Origin of the sequence: Xanthobacter lutulentifluminis, from assembly GCF_043194675.2 — a bacterium.
Taxonomy (GTDB): Bacteria; Pseudomonadota; Alphaproteobacteria; order Rhizobiales; family Xanthobacteraceae; genus Xanthobacter.
Genome location: NZ_CM195525.1, coordinates 3,050,742 through 3,069,173 on the forward strand (window position 1 = coordinate 3,050,742; position 18,432 = coordinate 3,069,173).

Here is an 18,432-nt window from a genome sequence, read left to right on the forward strand (position 1 = left end):
CTCAGCTATCGAGCCCGTATAGCGAATGGAGAGTCCGGACCGCAAGCTCGGTATAGGCCGCATCGATCAGGAAGGAGATCTTGATCTCCGAGGTGGTGATGGCCCGGATGTTGATGCCCTTGCCCGCCAGCGCCTCGAACGCCTTGGCGGCGACGCCGGCGTGCGAGCGCATGCCGATGCCGATCACCGACACCTTGGTCACGTCCTCGGCGCCTTCCACCACCTGGAAGGCGATGGCGTCGCGGGCCTTCTCGATCACCGCCTTGGCGCGGGCGAAATCGGCGGTGGGGACGGTGAAGGTAATGTCGGTGAAGCCGTCGGCCGACACGTTCTGGACGATCATGTCCACATTGATGTGGGCATCGGCCAGCGGGCCGAACACGGCGGCGGCGATGCCCGGCTTGTCGGCCACCCGGCGGATGGAGACCTGCGCCTCGTCCTTGGAGAAGGCGATGCCGGTGACCACCTGCTGTTCCATCTGGTTTGCCACGATCTCCTCCTCGTCGCAGATGAGCGTACCGGCCTTCTCCACCTGCGCCATCTCCGGCGCGTCGGGGTCGGTGAGGCTCGAGCGCACGAAGGTGCGCACATTATGCACCATGGCGAGCTCCACCGAGCGCACCTGCAGCACCTTGGCGCCCAGCGACGCCATCTCCAGCATCTCCTCGAAGGCGATGCGGTCGAGGCGGCGGGCCTTGGGCACCACGCGCGGGTCGGTGGTGTAGACGCCGTCCACGTCGGTGTAGATGTCGCAGCGCTCGGCCTTGAGCGCGGCCGCAACCGCCACCGCGGAGGTGTCGGAGCCGCCGCGGCCCAGCGTGGTCAGCCGCCCGCTTTCCGGGTGGATGCCCTGGAAGCCGGCGATCACCGCCACCTCGCCGCCGTCGATGGCCGCGCCGAGCCTTGTGCCGTCGATATCGAGGATGCGGGCCGAGCCGTGGGCGTCGTCGGTGGCGATGGGGATCTGCCAGCCCTGCCAGGAGCGGGCGGAAATGCCGATCTGCTGCAGGGCGATGGCGAGGAGGCCCGAGGTGACCTGCTCGCCGGAGGCGACCACCGCGTCATACTCGCGGGCGTCGTAGAGCGGCGAGGCGTCCTTGCACCAGGCCACCAGCTCGTTGGTCTTGCCGGCCATGGCCGAGACCACGACGGCCACCTGATAGCCGGCCTCCACCTCGCGCTTCACATGGCGCGCCACGTTGCGGATGCGTTCGATATTGGCGACGGACGTGCCGCCGAACTTCATCACCAGCCGAGCCATCGCTCGTGCCCTTCCTGACTTGAAAACACCGGGAGACGCTGTTGGCCCGCGCGAGGGGCCGGCTCAGAGCTGCGTCATTTTCGCCGGCGCGCCATCGCGTGGCGCGGCAGCGCGCGCAGGGCGGGGCAAATGGCGGCGACCGAGCGGAACATCCCTGAAGTCCTTCCGCGCAGGTTCCACAAAAGTTCGCGCGGCATATTGGGGCGCCTCCATAGCGGCATCGGGCCGCCGGGGCAACTGCCCGCGTCGCCGCGCCGGCGCGCGATCGCCGTCCGGTCGCCCGCCGGGACGGTAAAGCCCGCGCTTGCCTGCCCGCCTCGCCGCTTGCCGGGCAGCCCGCCATCCGCCATCTAGCCGGCTCCAGCCGGAGCCCGCCCCATCCATGTCCTCCCCACCCGTGCGCCCTGTGTCCAGTCCTGCGACCGTCGCCACCGACCCCGCATTCCGTCTCGATCCGCGCCTGGAAGCCGATGGACCGGCGGCCGGCGATCTCGGCCTGTGCCATGTGCGGCTCGTGGACGATGCGCGCTTCTTCTGGGTGGTGCTGGTGCCGCGCCGGGCCGGGCTGGTGGAGATCCTCGACCTCGATGCCGCCGCCCGGTCGGCGCTGATGGAGGAGATCACCGCCGCCGGCGCCGCCGTGAAGGCGGCTTCGGCCTGCGCCAAGCTCAACGTGGCGGCGCTGGGCAACGTGGTGTCGCAGCTGCATGTCCACGTGGTGGGACGCACCCCCGGGGATGCGGCATGGCCCGGCCCGGTCTTCGGCGCCGGCACCCGCGTGCCGCTGGGGGAGGGGCCACTCGCCGAACGTCTTGCCGCGCTCGGCAGGCATCTGCGCCTGGCGTGAGCGGCGGGCCGGCCCGGCCGCGTCCTTTGCATACGGTGTGTCCTGCCGGTGTGTCTTGCCGCGTGCCCCGAGGGTCGCCGAGGTCGCACGCCGCGTGGCGTGCGCCTGCGGCCGACGCAAGGGAAGGCCGCAACTGCGCCCGAGAACCGGGAGGCGGTGCCGCCTTGCCTCCCGGCCGTGCGCATGCCACGGTCGACGCGCCCGCCCCGTGGCGGTCCTGCCGGAAATTGTCGCCCTCCATGACTGTCATCACCCGTCCCGAACTCGGCGTCTGGCCGGCCCTCGGCTATGTGGACAGCCCGCTTGACCGCGCCGCCCATCTGCGCGCGCAGGGCGGGGCGCTTGCGGCCGATCCCGCCGCCCGCTTCTACGCGCTCGGCGGCGAGCTGGTGGCCATGGCCGGGACGGGGCCGGTGTTCGATCCGCTCCTGCCGCTCGGGGCCGTCGAGCCGTTCCGCCGCACCGAGCCGCTGTTCCTCGGCCTCGAGGCCGGCGCGCCGCGATTCGCGGTCACCTTCGATCCCGGCCGGCGCGAGGAGCTGGAGGCGGCGGGCTTCGCCGTCACCGATCTGCGCTCCATCGCGGTGACCGGACTGGTGGAGCCGCGGCACCTCGCGCCCATCGCCTGCGGCAAGGCGCTCGCCGGCTGGCACGCCCGGCACGGCTTCTGCGCCAATTGCGGCAGCGCGACGCGCATCGTCGATGGCGGCTGGCGGCGGGATTGCCCCTCCTGCGGGGCGCAGCACTTCCCGCGCACCGATCCGGTGGTCATCATGCTGACGGCGGCGGGCGACCGCTGCCTCATGGGCCGCCAGCCGCATTTCGCGCCCGGCATGTGGTCCTGTCTCGCCGGCTTCGTGGAGCCGGGGGAGACCATCGAGGACGCGGTGCGCCGCGAGACGCTGGAGGAGGCGGGCATCGCCACCGGCCGCGTCACCTACCGCGCCTGCCAGCCCTGGCCCTTCCCCATGTCGCTGATGATCGGCTGCCTCGCCGAGGCCGCCAGCCTCGACATCGCCATCGACCGCAACGAGCTGGAGGACGCCCGCTGGTTCGACCGCGACGAGGCGGCGCTGATGCTCCGGCGCGCCCATCCCGACGGCCTGTTCGTGCCGCCGCCCATCGCCATCGCGCACCATCTCATCCGCGCCTTCGTCGAAGGCATCCATGCCTGAGGCGCCATCGCCAGAGGCCGGCGCATCCCCTGCCCACGCCCGGCACCGGGGGCGCCGGGGCCTGCGCCGCCTGCGCGCCGTGCTCGACCGCATCCTGCCCGATCCCGATGCCCGCGGCAGCCGCGTCTCCCGCCGGCCGCCGTCGCTGGTCTACGGCCTCGACGATGCGGTGCCGGCACCGGCGCTGGTGCCGCTCGCGGCGCAGCACGCCATGCTGGCGGTCACCTTCCTGATCTACCCCGTGCTCGCGGCCACCGAGGCGCGGCTGCCGGCGGACCAGGTCTCGTCCATGCTCTCGGCCTGCGCCATGAGCATCGGGCTCGCCACCATCATCCAGTGCCTGCGCTCGCGCTTCGGCAGCGGCTATCTGGCGGTGCACATCCCGGCGCCGGGCGCCATTCCGCTCGCGGTGCAGGCCCTGTCCATCGGCGGGCTGGGGCTGATGGCCATGACCACCCTGCTGGTGGGCATCTGCCAGCTGTTCGTGGCGCGGCTGGTGCGGCCGCTCAGGGTGCTGCTGCCGCCCGAGGTGTGCGGCGTGGCGGTGAGCATGCTCGGCGTGTCGCTGGCGAGCCCGGCGCTGCGGCGGGCCCTCGGCCTCGACCACGGCCCCCAGGTGATGGAGACCGCCGCCATGGCGAGCCTCGCCACCGTGGGCATCATCGTCGCCGTCACCGTGTTCGCGCCGCGGCGGCTGAAGCTGTTCGCGGTGTTCGCGGGGGCGGGCCTCGGCTGGGCGCTGGCCCTGTTCCTCGACGTGGGCCAGCCGGGCGCGGACGCGGCCATCGCCGCCGCGCCGCTGGTGGCCCTGCCGGCGCTGACCCTGCCCTCCTTCACCTTCGCGCCCTCGCTGTTCCCGCTGATGGCGCTGCTGGTGCTGATGAATCTGGTGGACGTCCTGTCCGTCACCGTCTCGCTGGAGAAGATGAACGACGCCGACTGGCGCCGCGCCGACATGCCGGCGGTGCAGCGGGCGGTCACCTGCTGCGGCATCGGCAACATCCTGAACGGGCTGACCACCGGCTTCCAGGCCGGGCTCTCGTCCTCATCGGTGGGCCTCGCCTTCGCAACCCAGTCCACCGCCCGGGTCATCGGCGTGCTGGCGGGGGTGATGATCTTCGCCATCGCGTTCCTGCCGAAGGCGATCGTGGCGCTGACCCTCATCCCCTCGCCGGTGATCGGCGGCATCCTGCTCTATACCTCCGCCTATCTGGTGGTGGCGGGCATGGATCTCGTCACCTCGCGCCGGCTCAGCGAGCGGCGGGTGTTCGTGGTGGGGCTCTCGGTGCTGGCGGGGCTTTCGGTGGCGCTGCTGCCGCTGACGCGCCAGCTGCCGGCGGCGCTGCAGCCCCTGTTCTCGACGCCGCTCTCGGCCGGCGCCATCTGCGCCATCGCGCTCAACCTGCTGTTCCGCATCGGCATCGCCCAGGAAGCGGCCGAGAAGGTGCCCGACACCGCGCACGCCTTCCCCTTCGTGCGCGATTTCCTGGAGCAGCAGGGCGACAACTGGGGCGCCCGGCGCGACGTGATCGCCGCCGCCATCCCCACGGTGGCGCAGGCGCTGGAGCTGGTGATGGATTCCGGCATCGCCGAGGGGCCGGTGGAGCTGCGGGCCCGCTTCGACGAGACCCACCTCGACGTGTTCCTGCTCTATGACGGCGAGGTGGTGGAGGCGCCGAAGGAGCGGCCCTCGCCGGAGGCGCTGCTGGGCGATGCCCGCGAGCAGGCGGCGTTCGCCGCGTGGATGCTCAAGCGCCTGTCCGACCACGTGCATTTCGGCCGCAGCGGCGGCCGCGCCCGCATCGCTCTGAGGTTCGACCACTAAGGCCGGCGGCCGGTTCCGCGGCTGCGGCGGCGCCGGCCCTTGTCCTCAGATGCCTTCCGGCTGGGCCGGCACCTGCGCCCGGTAGGGGTGGGCCGGATAGACGCCGAGGATGCGCATCTCCCGCGAGAAGAAGGCCAGCTCCTCCAGCGCGAGCCGCACCGGACGGTCGTCCGGGTGGCCTTCCACGTCGGCATAGAACTGGGTAGCGGTGAACTGGCCGTCCAGCTGGTAGGATTCCAGCTTGGTCATGTTCACCCCGTTGGTGGCGAAGCCGCCGAGCGCCTTGTAGAGCGCCGCCGGCACGTTGCGCACCCGGAACACGAAGGTGGTGACCACCGGGGCGGGGCCAGCCGGCGCCCATTCCCCGCCGCGGGCGAGGATGATGAAGCGCGTGGTGTTGTGGGCCTCGTCCTCGATGTTCTCGGCCAGGATGTCGAGGCCGTAGATCTCGGCGGCGAGGCGCGAGGCGATGGCGGCGCGGGCGGGGTCGCCGGCCTCCGCGATCTCGCGGGCCGAGCCGGCGGTGTCGGCGCCGATCACTGCCGTGAGGGCGAGCGTGCGGATGGCCTTGCGGCATTGGCCCAGCGCCATCACGTGGCTCTGCACCGTGCGCAGGGTGGAGAGGGTCGCGCCCTTCACCGCCATCAGCTGGTGGGACAGGGGCAGGAAGTGCTCGCCGACGATGGAGAGCGAGGATTGCGGCATCAGGTGGTGAATGTCCGCCACCCGGCCGGCCACCGAATTCTCGATGGGGATCATGGCGTAATCGGCCATGCCGTTCTCGACGCCGGCGAACGCGTCCTCGAACGTGGCGCACGGCACCGCCTCGAAATCCGGGAACACCTCGCGGCAGGCGATGTGCGAATTGGCCCCGGGCTCGCCCTGGAAGGTGATGCGGCGGTTCATCTGCGTCCTCACTTCGCGTCGTCTTTCACGCGGCGTCGGTTTTCACTTCAGGTCAGTCGGTTCCTGCGCGAGCAGCGCCCGCGCCCGCTCCAGATGCGCCGGCGTGTCGACGCCCAGCGGCACGGCGTCCACCACCGCGACATCGATCCGCATGCCCGCCTCCAGCGCCCGCAACTGCTCCAGCTTCTCCCGCTGCTCCAGCGGGGAGGGGGCAAGGCCCACGAAGCGGGCGAGGGCGGCGCGGCGATAGGCGTAAAGGCCGATGTGGTGGTAAAGCGGTCCGTCGCCGTAAGGCGCGGTGGCGCGGGTGAAATAGAGCGCGCGCATGCGGCCGGGCGCAAGCGGCGAGCCCACCACCTTCACCACGTTGGGGTCGGTGCGCTCCTCGGCATGGGTGATCTCGGCGGCGAGCGTCGCGATGTCCACCGTCGGGTCGGCCAGGGGGGCCAGCGCGCTGCGGATGGTCGCGGGGGCGATGGTGGGCAGGTCGCCCTGCACGTTCACCACGATCTCCACCTTCCCGTCAGGATCGAGCGCCTCCAGCGCCTCGAAGATGCGGTCGGAGCCTGAGGGGTGGTCGGCGCGGGTCATCACCGCCTCGAGGCCCGCCGCGCGCACCGCTGCGGCGATCTCCCCGGAATCGGTGGCGACCGCCACCCGCCCAATTCCGGCTGCGGCGGCGCGTCGCGCCACCTCGACGATCATGGGCCGCCCGCCCACGTCCGCCAGCGGCTTTCCCGGCAGGCGGGTGGCCGCCATCCGAGCGGGAATCAGCACGAGCGCGTTGGGGCTGGTCATGGCCGGGCTCGGTTCCGTGGGGTGATGCCGCGGGGCGGCAGGAAGGGCGATGTGGGGAGTGGCATTGGGGCGCGCCTTATACGGGTTGCTTCGCTCACATCAAAGTGCTTAGTGTCGCCGGCGGTGCGCGAAACCCTTCGCGCGCCACTCATCGACATGCTTACAGGCTAGGTCGCGCCTTTCGCGCCGCGGCCGGCGGGATAGAGATTTCCGAGGGGCGTAGCGCCGATGGACAGCTTTGAATTGAACAAAATCGTAGGTGCGATTCTCGGCACCCTTTTGCTGACCTTCGGCCTCGGCATCGTGTCGGGCATCCTGTTCACGCCTGAGGTGCCCGCCAAGCCGGGCTTCGACATCGTGGTCCAGCAGGGCGGCGGCGGGGCCGGCGCGCCGGCCAAGGCCGCCGAGGTGCCGATCGAGCAGCTGTTCGCCACCGCCTCCATCGAGAAGGGCCAGGCCGCCGCGAAGAAGTGCGCCGCCTGCCACAATTTCCAGGAAGGCGCCGGCGCCAAGGTGGGCCCGGACCTCTACGGCATCGTCGGTCGTCCGGTGGCCTCGGCCGAGGGCTTCGGCTACTCCGCCGCCATGAAGGCGAAGGGTGGCGACTGGACCCCCCAGGCGCTCAACACCTTCCTCACCAGCCCGAAGGCTGCCGTGCCCGGCACCGCCATGGCCTTCGCCGGCATCCCCAAGGAAGCCGAGCGCGCCGACCTGATCGCCTACCTCAACTCGCTCTCGCACAGCCCCAAGCCCCTGCCCACCGCCGCCAAGTGAATCGCCGCCAAGTGAGCGGAGTGGGACAGGCTGGCGGTGACGGCGTCGGCTGACACCGTCTGAGCCTTCCGGGCGCGCCTTGTGCGGCCGCCTGCGAAGGGTGCGTGAAGCGGCTTGGCGAAGAGCCTTCCGGCCGACCTTGCCAGCCTTTCGTCCGCGAATCGACGACGACACGAACCCGTCCGGCCTCCGGGCGGGTTTTCGTTTGTTCTCCCGGCAGACAGGTTGCCCGGCGCTTTCACGCCATTGTCATGGGGCCTGCGTGGGCCCGCCGCAGAACTCTCCTGCCGGCTCGCGGCGATTTGCGCGGGCAATCCCCGCCGGCTCAGCCCGGGCGGCCGGCGCCGCCTTGTTTCTGCCGTCGCGGCCAGTGCCATAATCGGCTATTGCCGGTAGCACGCCGGTTCTGACTGGAGACGCAGATGCGCCTGTCCGTTGTTCGCCCCCTGGCCCGCCTCGCGGCGCTGGCCCTGTCCGCCCTGGCGCTGGCGGGGCCGTCCCTGGCGCAGGGGACCGGCACGCCGGGCGGTGCGGAGACAGGCGGGGGGCAGGCGCCCGCGTTCCGGCACGGCCTGTCGCTGATGGGCGAGCCGAAATATCCCGCCGGCTTTGCCCATTTCGACTATGTGAACCCCAAGGCCCCCAAGGGCGGGCTGGTGCGGCTCGCCGAGGACGGCACCTTCGACACCTTCAACTTCGTGGTGCCGCGCGGCACGCCGGTGGCGGGCATCAACCTCATCTACGACACGCTCATGGCCCCGGCCAGCGACGAGGTGGCGAGCGAGTATGGCCTGATCGCCGAGGGGGCGAGCCACCCGGCGGATTTCTCGTCCGTCACCTACCGCCTGCGCGCCGACGCCCGCTGGCACGACGGCACGCCCATCACCCCCGAGGACGTGGTGTTCTCGTTCGAGGCGCTGACCCAGAACAACCCCAATCAGCGCTTCTACTACAGCCATGTGAAATCGGCGCAGAAGACCGGCGATCGCGAGGTGACCTTCACCTTCGACCAGGCCGGCAACCGCGAGCTGCCGCAGATCGTCGGCCAGCTCATCATCCTGCCGAAGCGCTGGTGGACCGGGAAGGATGCCTCCGGCAAGCCCCGCGACATCACCCAGGGCTCGCTGGAAACCCCGCTGGGGTCCGGCGCCTATCGCGTGAAGAGCTTCAATGCCGGGCGCTCCATCACCTACGAGCGGGTGCCGGACTATTGGGCGAAGGATCTCAACGTCAACGTGGGCAAGGATAATTTTGACGAGATCCGCTACGAGTATTTCCGCGATGACACGGTGATGCTGGAAGCCTTCAAGGCCGACCAGTACGACTTCCGCGTGGAAAGCTCCGCCAAGAACTGGGCAACCGCCTATGACTTCCCCGCCCGCGCCGACGGGCGCGTGGTGCTGGAGATGTTCGAGAACCGGGCCTCCGGCGTCATGCAGGCGTTCGTGCCGAACCTGCGCCGCGACAAGTTCAAGGACCCGCGGGTGCGCCGGGCGCTGAATTACGCGCTCGACTTCGAGGGCATGAACCACACCCTGTTCTTCGGCCAGTACAAGCGCATCAATTCCTATTTCTCCGGCACGGAGCTCGCCTCTTCCGGCCTGCCGCAGGGCCGCGAGCTGGAGATCCTCAACGGCGTCAAGGACAAGGTGCCGCCGCAGGTGTTCACGACCGCCTACACCAACCCGGAGAGCGGGTCCGAGGAGGCGCGGCGCAACAACCTGCGCGAGGCCGCCCGCCTGTTCAAGGAGGCCGGCTTCGAGGTGAAGAACCGCAAGCTGGTGGACGCGAAGGGCGAGGCGTTCACGCTGGAATTCCTCATCTCCAGCCCGGCTATGGAGCGGGTGGCGGTGTTCTACAAGCCGGCGCTGGAGCGGCTCGGTATCCAGGTGACCATCCGGCTGGTGGATTCCTCCCAGTACATCAACCGCGTGCGGGCGCGGGACTTCGACGTGATCGTTTCCGGCTGGGGCCAGTCCCTGTCGCCGGGCAACGAGCAGCGCGAGTTCTGGGGCTCGGAGGCGGCTGCGCGCGAAGGCTCGCGCAACCTCGCCGGCATCAATGATCCGGCGGTGGACACCCTCATCGACAAGGTGATCTACGCCACCGACCGCGCCGACCTTCTGGCCGCCACCCATGCGCTCGACCGGGTGCTGCTGTGGAACGAATATGTCATCCCGGCCTGGACGCTGAACTACACCCGCACCGCGCGCTGGGACCGCTTCGCCCATCCCCCCACGCTGCCGGCCTATTCCTTCGCCTTCCCGGACATCTGGTGGTTCGATCCAAGCCGCGCGGCCAAGGCGGGGGCGGGCAAATGAGCCTCTCCCGCCGCACCCTGCTGCGCCTGTCGGCGGCCTCTGCCGCGGGCCTCGTGCCCGGGCTCCTCGCCGGTCCCGGCCGGGCCCAGACCGCGGATGCCGGCCGCGAGGCGGCGGCGAGCGAGGGCGGCGCCTCCGCCGCGGCGGTGGAGCGCCACGGCATCTCCTTCTTCGGCGACCTGCGCTATCCCGCCGGCTTCACCCACTTCGACTATGCGAACCCCGACGCGCCCAAGGGCGGCCCCTTCTCCCAGATGGGCCGCACCACCTTCTACAACCAGTCGCTCAACACCTTCGACACGCTGAACCCCTACAACCAGCGGGGCAACGGCGCGCAGGGCATCGAGCTGATCTACGACACGCTGATGGCCGCCGCCGGCGACGAGAAGAGCGCCATGTACGGCCGCCTCGCCAGCTCGGTCGTCATCGCCGACGACGGCCTCACCTACCGCTTCGCCCTGCGCCCGCAGGCGCGCTTCCACGACGGCTCCAAAGTCACCGCCGAGGATGTGGTGGCGACCTTCGCGGCGCTGAAGGCGGACGGCTACGAGACCATTCGCATGGCGCTGCGCGACCTGTCCTCCGTGGAAGCCGAGGGCGAGCTGACCGTGGTCATGCGCTTCCGCCCCGGCCGGGCGCGCGACGTGCCGCTCACCGCCGCCGGCCTGCCCGTCTTCTCCCGCGCCTTCCTGGCGAAGCACCCGTTCAACCAGTCGTCGCTGGAGGTGCCGCTCGGCTCGGGGCCGTACCGCATCAAGCGGCTGGAGCAGGGGCGCTTCATCGAATACGAGCGGGTGGCCGGCTATTGGGGCCGCGACCTGCCGGTGATGAAGGGCCGCTTCAACTTCGATACGGTGCGCTACGAATATTTCCGCGACCGCATCGCCGGACTCGAGGGCTTCAAGGCCAAGGCCTATCTCTTCCGCGAGGAGTTCACCGCGCGTGAATGGGCCACCGCCTATGACTTCCCCGCCGTGCGCGAGGGGCGGGTGAAGACCGAGACACTCCCGGACGAGAGCTTCTCCGGCGTGCAGGGCTGGTTCTTCAACACCCGCCGCCAGAAATTCTTCGACCGCCGCGTGCGCGAGGCCATCGCCATCCTGTTCGACTTCGACTGGACCCGGCGCAACCTGATGTACGACAGCTACCAGCGCACGGTCTCGTTCTTCCAGAATTCCGACATGATGGCGCAGGGCCTGCCCTCGCCCGCCGAGCTGAAGCTCCTGGACCCGTTCCGCGATCGCCTGCCGGAGGAGGTGTTCGGTGAGCCCTGGGTGCCGCCGGCCACCGACGGCACCGGCGAGGACCGCAACCTGCGCCGGCAGGCCCTGAATCTCCTGAAGGATGCCGGCTATACCGTGCAGCAGGGCAAGCTGGTGGACCCCAAGGGCGAGGCCTTCACCATTGAGTTCCTCGACGACGACGGCGGCATGGAGCGCCACACCGCCCGCTTCATCGGCCATCTGAAGAAGGTGGGCATCGACGCCTCGTTCCGCATCGTCGATCCGGCGCAGTTCCAGCTGCGGCTGCAGAGCTTCGACTTCGACATGGTGGTGCGGCGCTATTCCTTCGCGCCTTATCCCGGCGACGAGCTGCGCGCCTATTTCTCCACCGAGGCGGCGCGCACCCGCGGCTCCTACAATGTGGCGGGCATCGCCGATCCGGCGGTGGACGCGCTCATCACCGCGGCGCTGGCGGCTCCGGATGCCGCAGCCCTCGTCACCGCCTGCCGCGCGCTCGACCGGGTGCTGCGGGCCGGGCGCTACTGGATCCCCCAGTGGTATTCCGGCGAGCACCGCATCGCCTACTGGAACCAGCTCGCCCGCCCCGCCTTGAAGCCGCGCTACGAGCTGGGCGCGCTGGACACGTGGTGGAGCACGGGGAGCGAGCCGGCTCGCGGCGGTTGACGCCGCCCCGGCTTGCCGGCACCGTCCTCGCGGGATCGGAGAGAGAATGCTCGCCTACATCGTCCGCCGCATCGCCCTGATGGTGCCGACCATTCTCGGCATCATGCTGGTCTCGTTCGTGGTCATCCAGTTCGCGCCCGGCGGCCCGGTGGAGCGGGTCATCGCCCAGCTCACCGGCGAGGATGTGTCGGCCACCTCCCGCGTCTCCGGCGGCGGCGGCGACTTCACCGGCGCGGGCGCGGCGGCGCAGGCGGGCGCTGCGGCGGACGCTGCCTCCAAGTATCGCGGCGCGCAGGGGCTGGACCCCGCCTTCATCAAGCAGCTGGAGAAGCAGTTCGGCTTCGACAAGCCGCCCCACGAGCGCTTCCTGAAGATGATCGCGGACTATGCGACCTTCGATTTCGGCCGCTCCTACTTCCGCGACATCACCGTGCTGCAGCTGATCGCCGAGAAGATGCCCGTCTCCATCTCGCTCGGCCTGTGGATGACGCTCATCACCTACGCCATCTCCATCCCGCTCGGCATCGCCAAGGCCATGCGCGACGGCTCGCGCTTCGACATGTGGACCTCCGCCGTCATCATCGTCGGCTACGCCATTCCCTCGTTCCTGTTCGCCATCCTGCTCATCATCCTGTTCGCGGGCGGCTCGTTCCTCGACCTGTTCCCGCTCCGGGGCCTGACCTCCGACAATTTCTGGCAGATGACGTGGCCGGAGCGGATCGCCGATTACGCCTGGCACCTGGTGCTGCCGCTCACCTCCATGGTGCTGGGCGCCTTCGCCACCATGACGCTGCTCACCAAGAATTCCTTCCTGGAGGAGATCCGCAAGCAGTACGTGACCACCGCCCGCATGAAGGGCCTCAGCGAGCGGCGGGTGCTCTACGGGCATGTGTTCCGCAATGCCATGCTGATCGTCATCGCCGGCTTTCCCAGCGCCTTCATCGCCGCCTTCTTCTCCGGCTCGCTGCTGATCGAGACCATCTTCTCCCTGGACGGGCTCGGCCTGCTGGGCTTCGAGAGCGTGCTCAACCGCGACTATCCGGTGGTGTTCGCCACCCTCTACATCTTCTCGCTGGCCGGGCTGATCGTCGGCCTCGTCTCGGATCTCACCTACATGCTGGTCGATCCGCGCATCGACTTCGAGACGCGGGAGGTCTGAACCTTGGATGCTCCCGTCGCCGCGCCCGGCGCTCCGCCGCCCGGCCCCGCCCTCGTGACGCCCAAGCCGCCGGCCCGGGTGGCCGCCGAAGGCCGCCTGTCGCCGCTCAACCGGCGGCGGCTCGCCAATTTCCGCGCCAACCGGCGCGGCTACTGGTCGTTCGTCGTCTTCATGGTGCTGTTCGTCATCAGCCTCGGGGCGGAGTTCATCGCCAACGACAAGCCGATCCTCGTCTCCTACGACGGCGGCTATTACTTCCCGGTGGTGAAGGCCTATCCGGAAACCACCTTCGGCGGCGACTTCGAGACCGACGCGGACTATCGCGACCCCTTCCTGCAGAAGCTGATCGCCGAAAAAGGGGGCTGGATGATCTGGCCGCCCATCCGCTTCTCCTACTCCACGCACAACCTCGATCTGCCGACCCCCGCGCCATCGCCGCCCACCTGGATGCTCACGGAAGCCCAGTGCAAGGCGGCGGCGGAGAAGAAGGGCGTGTCGGGCTGCTCCGGCCTCGAGATGAACTGGCTCGGCACCGACGACCAGGGCCGCGACGTGGTGGCGCGCCTCATCTACGGCTTCCGCATCTCGGTGCTGTTCGGCCTCGCGCTCACCATCGTCTCGTCGGTGGTGGGCGTCGCCGCCGGCGCGGTGCAGGGCTATTTCGGCGGTTGGGTGGACCTTCTGTTCCAGCGCTTCATCGAGATCTGGACCGCCATCCCCTCGCTTTACCTGCTGCTCATCATCTCCTCGGTGCTGGTGCCCGGCTTCTGGGTGCTGCTCGGCATCCTGCTGCTGTTCTCCTGGGTGTCGCTGGTGGGGCTGGTGCGCGCGGAATTCCTGCGCGCGCGCAATTTCGAGTACGTGCAGGCGGCGCGGGCGCTGGGCGTGGGCAACCTCACCATCATGACACGGCACATGCTGCCGAACGCCATGGTGGCGACGCTGACCATGCTGCCCTTCATCCTCTCCTCCTCGGTGATGACGCTGACGGCGCTGGACTTCCTCGGCTTCGGCCTGCCCCCCGGATCGCCCTCGCTGGGCGAGCTGCTCTCCCAGGGCAAGAACAACATCCAGGCGCCCTGGCTCGGCCTCACCGGCTTCTTCACGGTGGCCGTCATGCTGAGCCTGCTCATCTTCGTCGGCGAGGCGGTGCGCGACGCCTTCGACCCGCGCAAGACGTTCGGATGAGGCTGCGGATGTGGTAGGGTGGTTGCGCGAGGTTGACCGAGATGAACAGGATCGTGCGCCAGAACTACCCGGTGGAAAAGCTGCCTGAGGATTTGCGGGACGTCGGCGAAAAAGGCGACGGCCTTCGGGTTATCGTAGAGGCTGTGCCGGCACCGGTTTCGGAGGCAAGACTCCGGGAACTGCTTGCGCTCGCGAGGAGTGTCGAGCCGATCGGCGACGACCCGGTGGAGCGGATTCGGCAGCTGCGGGACGAGTGGGAAGACTGAGCCTGCAATGGCCTTCCGGATCTATTGGGATACCAATGTTTTTGTCAAAGCATTCGAGGGGCGCGGACCCGTGTCCGAACTGCTCGTTTCTCTCCTGCTCTCCGGGTGGGAATCGGGTGTGCCACCGCTCGTAACCAGTGAGCTGACCCACAGTGAGCTGCTGGTGAAGCCCCTGGAACTGCGACGGGATGATCTCGTCCAGATCTACGATAATTGGACGCTCTCGAACCGTCACATCGAGGTCGTGCCTGTCTTCCGTCAAGTCTTGCACGATGCTGCCTTCCTCCGCTCCCGTGACAAGACACTTAAGCTTCCCGACGCCATTCATATTGCCAGTGCGCTTGGGATGAAATGCAGCGTGTTTCTATCGTCGGACCAACGCATCAAGTCGCATGAAGGCTTGGAAAGGCTGGAGCCGACCGAAGAGAACGTCCGCGTGCTCCTCCAGAAGGTCGCCTCGCATGGCCACTGACCCGCTCCTGTCCGTCCGTGACCTCTCCGTCGCCTTCCGCCGCGAGGGCGAGACGGCGCTGGCGGTGCGCAATGTCTCGTTCGAGCTCGCCAAGGGCGAGACGCTGGCGCTGGTGGGCGAGAGCGGCTCGGGCAAGTCGGTCACCGCCCTCTCCGTGCTGAAGCTGCTGCCCTATCCTGCGGCGAGCCACCCCTCCGGCCAGATCCTGTTCGAGGGGCGCGACCTGCTCACGCTCCCGGAGCGGGAGCTGCGGGCCGTGCGCGGCAACAAGATCACCATGGTGTTCCAGGAGCCCATGAGCTCGCTGAACCCGCTGCACACCATCGAGCGGCAGGTGGGGGAGATGCTGATCCTGCATCGCGGCCTCTCCGCCGCCGCCGCGCGCGCGCGCACGCTGGAGCTGCTGCACGAGGTGGGCATTCCCCAGCCGGAGGAGCGGCTTTCCGCCTATCCGCACCAGCTCTCGGGCGGGCAGCGCCAGCGGGTGATGATCGCCATGGCGCTCGCCAACGAGCCGGACCTGTTGATCGCCGACGAACCCACCACGGCGCTCGACGTGACGGTGCAGGCGCAGATCCTCAAGCTCCTGAAGGAGCTGCAGGGGCGGCTCGGCATGGCCATGCTGTTCATCACCCACGACCTCAACATCGTGCGCAAGATCGCCGACCGGGTGTGCGTGATGCAGAAGGGCGCGATCGTGGAGCAGGGCGGGGCGGAGGAGACCTTCCGGCATCCGCGCCACCCCTACACCCAGGCGCTGCTGAAGGCCGAGCCGAAGCCCGACCCGGCCGAGGTGGCGCCCGATGCGCCGGTGGTGGTGGAGGCGCAGGACATCAAGGTCCATTTCCCCATCAAGCGCGGCATCCTGCGCAAGACGGTGGGCCACGTGAAGGCGGTGGACGGGGTCTCCATCGCCATCCGCCGCGGCGAGACGCTGGGGGTGGTGGGCGAATCGGGATCGGGCAAGACCACGCTGGGGCTGGCGCTGCTGCGCCTCATCTCCTCGAAGGGGCCGGTGACCTTCCTCGGCCAGCGCATCGACGGCCTGTCCTTCAAGGCCATGCGCCCGCTCCGCTCGGACATGCAGATCGTGTTCCAGGACCCCTATGGCGCCCTCTCCCCGCGCATGTCGGTGGCGGAGATCGTGGGGGAGGGGCTGCTGGTGCACCAGCGCGGCCTCTCGGCGAAGGAGCGGGACGGACGGGTCGTGGCGGCGCTCGGCGACGTGGGGCTCGACCCGGAGAGCCGGCACCGCTACCCGCATGAGTTCTCCGGCGGCCAGCGCCAGCGCATCTCCATTGCCCGCGCCATGGCGCTGGAGCCCTCCTTCGTGGTGCTGGACGAGCCCACGAGCGCGCTCGACATGATCGTGCAGGCGCAGATCGTCGACCTGCTGCGTGCGCTCCAGCGCAAGCGCGACCTGACCTTCATGTTCATCTCCCACGATCTGCGCGTGGTCTCGGCGCTGGCGAGCCGCATTCTCGTCATGCGCGACGGCAAGATGGTGGAGGAGGGGCCGGCGCGCACCGTGTTCGAGCAGCCGAAGGAGGCCTACACGCGCGCGCTGTTCGCCGCCGCCTTCAATCTGGAGACCGCCGGACAGGGCGTGGTGCGGCAATGAGCGATGTGATGGAGGACCGCCCCGCGCGGGTGGATGTGGAGGGGCCGGAGCTGCTGGCGAAGGGCTTCCGTCCCTATGAGCGCTTCCGCCTCGCGCTTCATCATGAGGATGGCACCACCGACCGGCAGGTGCGCGACATCGTGCGTGGCGGGCGGGTGGTGGGCGTGCTGGGCTATGATCCCGCGCGTGACGCGGTGGTTCTGATCCGCCAGTTCCGCCTCAGCGCCCATCTGGTGCGCGACCGCGGGCTGATGGTGGAGATCGTCGCCGGGCTGGTGGAGCCGGGGGAAGACCCGGTGGCCGCGGCGGTGCGCGAATGCGTGGAGGAGACCGGCGTCGCGCCCCGTGCGGTGCTGCCCATGCTCACCTTCACGCCGACGCCGGGGCTGACCGACGAGTTCGCGCACATCTATCTCGGCATCCTCGATGCCTCCGCGCTGCCGGAGCGCGCCGGTGCGCAGCATGAGGCGGAGCGCACCGAGCCGTTCGCGGTGCCGGTGGACGAGGCGCTGGCGGCGGTGGCGGCCGGACGCTGCGTCAACGGCTTCCTGATCCTGGCGCTGCAATGGCTGGCCCTGAACCGGCCCAACCTGCCGCAGCTGATCGCGGCGGCGCAGGCGCAGGTGAGCGCCGGCGAGGTCTGAACCGAAGCGCGACGGGTGGTGCGGCGTCCGGGAGCGGACCCGCGCGTGGCCCGGCTTCCGGACGGGCGCCAGTCACGAGGCGGCATGAGAGGCCGATCCTGAGCCGGATCGTTCGGGTCAGCGTGCCCGGCACGAGCATGGCCTTGAGCGCGCGCCACCCCGCCCTCCACGCACGGGGGCACGTTCATTCCCGCGCGGCCGAGGCCGCAACGGCCCGCGTCAGACGTGGTGCTCGAAGCGCTCCAGGTCGAAGGACGCAACATCCTTCAGCAGCTCCACGAAGGCGCGGGCGCCGTATTCGGCCGCCGCCTCGCCCTTCAGCGCCGTGGCGCCGCGCGCATCGCCCATGGCGCCATCGGCGCTCAGGTCCTCGGCGAGCCAGCCGAAGCCCACCGGATGGTTGGCGCGCAGGCGGGCGAACTCCTTCTCCATGGCCACGCTGTAGGGCGTGGAATCGCCGGCATGGGTCATGTCCACCAGCTCGGGGCGGAAGGCGAGCATCAGAGAGGTCTCGATCTCCCCGCCGTGGATGCCGTGGGCGCGCTCATGGTCGTCGAACAGGCCCACCGGATAGCCGAAGCGGTGCATGGAGCAGGTGACCGCCAGCATCCGGTGGTCCACCCGCAGGGTGCGGGCCACGAGATCGATCACCGGCACGTTGCCGCCGTGGGCGTTGAGGATGACGAGCCGCCGCACGCCGGCCCGCGCCAGGCTGTGGCCGATCTCCACCCAGGCGGCGATGGCGGTGGCGGGGGAGAGGGTGAGCGTGCCGGCGAACGAGATGTGCTCGTCCGACTTGCCGATGGCCTGCGCCGGCAGGAACACCGCGTCCACCTCGCGCGGGACCAGCGGCGCGATGCGCTGCACATAGCCCTCGGCGATGAACAGGTCGGTGCCGAGGGGCAGGTGCGGCCCGTGCTGCTCCACCGCCGCCACCGGCAGCACGGCGACGAGGCGGTTCTTGTCGAGGGCGGCGAGGGCCGGAGAGGAAAGTTCTGCCCACTTGAGAAACACCGCCGTCTCCTCCACCCGCGCCTGCCTGCCAGACCTTTGTCCATGGGCTGGAAAAGCCCGTGCCGTCAAGCGGCTGGCCGGGATGGCGGGGTGACGCCGGGCGGCTTGCGGCGGTAACCCGCGCCCGACAGGGCCGGGGAGGAGAACGGAACGCTGTTATCCACAGGCCGCGATTCGGGCGCGGTGTGTTCCGTGGCCGTTCCGCGCGTCGGCCGGCGCTGTGCCGAAACGGGACGGGCGGCAGCGCGGGCGCC

Annotated in this window: 16 protein-coding genes; 12 read left to right on the forward strand and 4 right to left on the reverse strand. The window is 69.7% G+C overall.

Annotated elements, in window-relative coordinates:
* Position 1: 1 nt before the first annotated feature.
* Positions 2-1,261, reverse strand: a complete 1,260-nt coding sequence (locus V5F49_RS13985; RefSeq protein ID WP_394117203.1) for an aspartate kinase — start codon at positions 1,259-1,261, stop codon at positions 2-4.
* A gap of 382 nt (positions 1,262-1,643) precedes the next feature.
* Here V5F49_RS13985 and V5F49_RS13990 point away from each other — a divergent pair, with 382 nt between their 5' ends.
* The 3 genes from V5F49_RS13990 (at position 1,644) to V5F49_RS14000 (ending at position 5,108) form a co-directional block, all read left to right on the forward strand.
* Positions 1,644-2,108, forward strand: a complete 465-nt coding sequence (locus tag V5F49_RS13990) for an HIT domain-containing protein (RefSeq protein WP_394117202.1) — start codon at positions 1,644-1,646, stop codon at positions 2,106-2,108.
* 239 nt (positions 2,109-2,347) lie between these two features.
* On the forward strand, positions 2,348-3,283 hold the full coding sequence (nudC, locus tag V5F49_RS13995) for an NAD(+) diphosphatase (RefSeq protein WP_394117201.1): 936 nt from the start codon (positions 2,348-2,350) through the stop codon (positions 3,281-3,283).
* The gene (locus V5F49_RS14000) at positions 3,276-5,108 is read left to right on the forward strand and encodes a uracil-xanthine permease family protein (protein WP_394117200.1); all 1,833 of its coding nucleotides are present in this window, start codon (positions 3,276-3,278) and stop codon (positions 5,106-5,108) included. Before nudC ends, V5F49_RS14000 begins: the two co-directional genes overlap by 8 nt.
* Positions 5,109-5,153: 45 nt before the next feature.
* On the opposite strand, the gene V5F49_RS14005 is transcribed toward V5F49_RS14000, so the two are convergent.
* Together V5F49_RS14005 and V5F49_RS14010 are read right to left on the reverse strand one after the other, a co-directional pair.
* The gene (locus V5F49_RS14005; RefSeq protein ID WP_394117199.1) at positions 5,154-6,014 is read right to left on the reverse strand and encodes a prephenate dehydratase; all 861 of its coding nucleotides are present in this window, start codon (positions 6,012-6,014) and stop codon (positions 5,154-5,156) included.
* A 42-nt stretch (positions 6,015-6,056) separates the two neighbouring features.
* Positions 6,057-6,812 (reverse strand): 3-deoxy-manno-octulosonate cytidylyltransferase, encoded by a 756-nt coding sequence (locus V5F49_RS14010; RefSeq protein ID WP_394117198.1) that lies wholly within the window; start codon positions 6,810-6,812, stop codon positions 6,057-6,059.
* 228 nt (positions 6,813-7,040) lie between these two features.
* Here V5F49_RS14010 and V5F49_RS14015 point away from each other — a divergent pair, with 228 nt between their 5' ends.
* From V5F49_RS14015 to V5F49_RS14055, 9 genes are all read left to right on the forward strand, one after another.
* Entirely contained in the window at positions 7,041-7,586 is a 546-nt protein-coding gene (locus tag V5F49_RS14015; RefSeq protein WP_394117197.1) for a c-type cytochrome, read from the forward strand.
* Positions 7,587-8,008: 422 nt separating this feature from the next.
* Positions 8,009-9,907, forward strand: a complete 1,899-nt coding sequence (locus tag V5F49_RS14020; RefSeq protein WP_394117196.1) for an extracellular solute-binding protein — start codon at positions 8,009-8,011, stop codon at positions 9,905-9,907.
* On the forward strand, positions 9,904-11,814 hold the full coding sequence (locus tag V5F49_RS14025) for an extracellular solute-binding protein (protein ID WP_394117195.1): 1,911 nt from the start codon (positions 9,904-9,906) through the stop codon (positions 11,812-11,814). Before V5F49_RS14020 ends, V5F49_RS14025 begins: the two co-directional genes overlap by 4 nt.
* A 46-nt stretch (positions 11,815-11,860) precedes the next feature.
* On the forward strand, positions 11,861-12,973 hold the full coding sequence (locus tag V5F49_RS14030) for a microcin C ABC transporter permease YejB (protein WP_394117194.1): 1,113 nt from the start codon (positions 11,861-11,863) through the stop codon (positions 12,971-12,973).
* Positions 12,974-12,976: 3 nt separating this feature from the next.
* Entirely contained in the window at positions 12,977-14,161 is a 1,185-nt protein-coding gene (locus V5F49_RS14035) for an ABC transporter permease (protein ID WP_394117193.1), read from the forward strand.
* A 41-nt stretch (positions 14,162-14,202) separates the two neighbouring features.
* Positions 14,203-14,427, forward strand: coding sequence for a hypothetical protein (locus tag V5F49_RS14040; protein WP_394117192.1), 225 nt, complete (start codon positions 14,203-14,205; stop codon positions 14,425-14,427).
* Between the two features lie 7 nt (positions 14,428-14,434).
* On the forward strand, positions 14,435-14,899 hold the full coding sequence (locus tag V5F49_RS14045; RefSeq protein WP_394117191.1) for a type II toxin-antitoxin system VapC family toxin: 465 nt from the start codon (positions 14,435-14,437) through the stop codon (positions 14,897-14,899).
* Complete coding sequence (locus tag V5F49_RS14050; RefSeq protein WP_394117190.1) at positions 14,889-16,520, forward strand: ABC transporter ATP-binding protein; 1,632 nt, start codon at positions 14,889-14,891, stop codon at positions 16,518-16,520. Before V5F49_RS14045 ends, V5F49_RS14050 begins: the two co-directional genes overlap by 11 nt.
* A complete protein-coding gene (locus tag V5F49_RS14055) occupies positions 16,517-17,164 on the forward strand; it encodes an NUDIX domain-containing protein (protein ID WP_394117189.1) in 648 nt (215 codons plus the stop codon). The genes V5F49_RS14050 and V5F49_RS14055 overlap by 4 nt, the downstream gene beginning before the upstream one ends.
* A gap of 219 nt (positions 17,165-17,383) precedes the next feature.
* On the opposite strand, the gene V5F49_RS14060 is transcribed toward V5F49_RS14055, so the two are convergent.
* A complete protein-coding gene (locus V5F49_RS14060; protein WP_394117188.1) occupies positions 17,384-18,178 on the reverse strand; it encodes a creatininase family protein in 795 nt (264 codons plus the stop codon).
* Positions 18,179-18,432 lie beyond the last annotated feature (254 nt).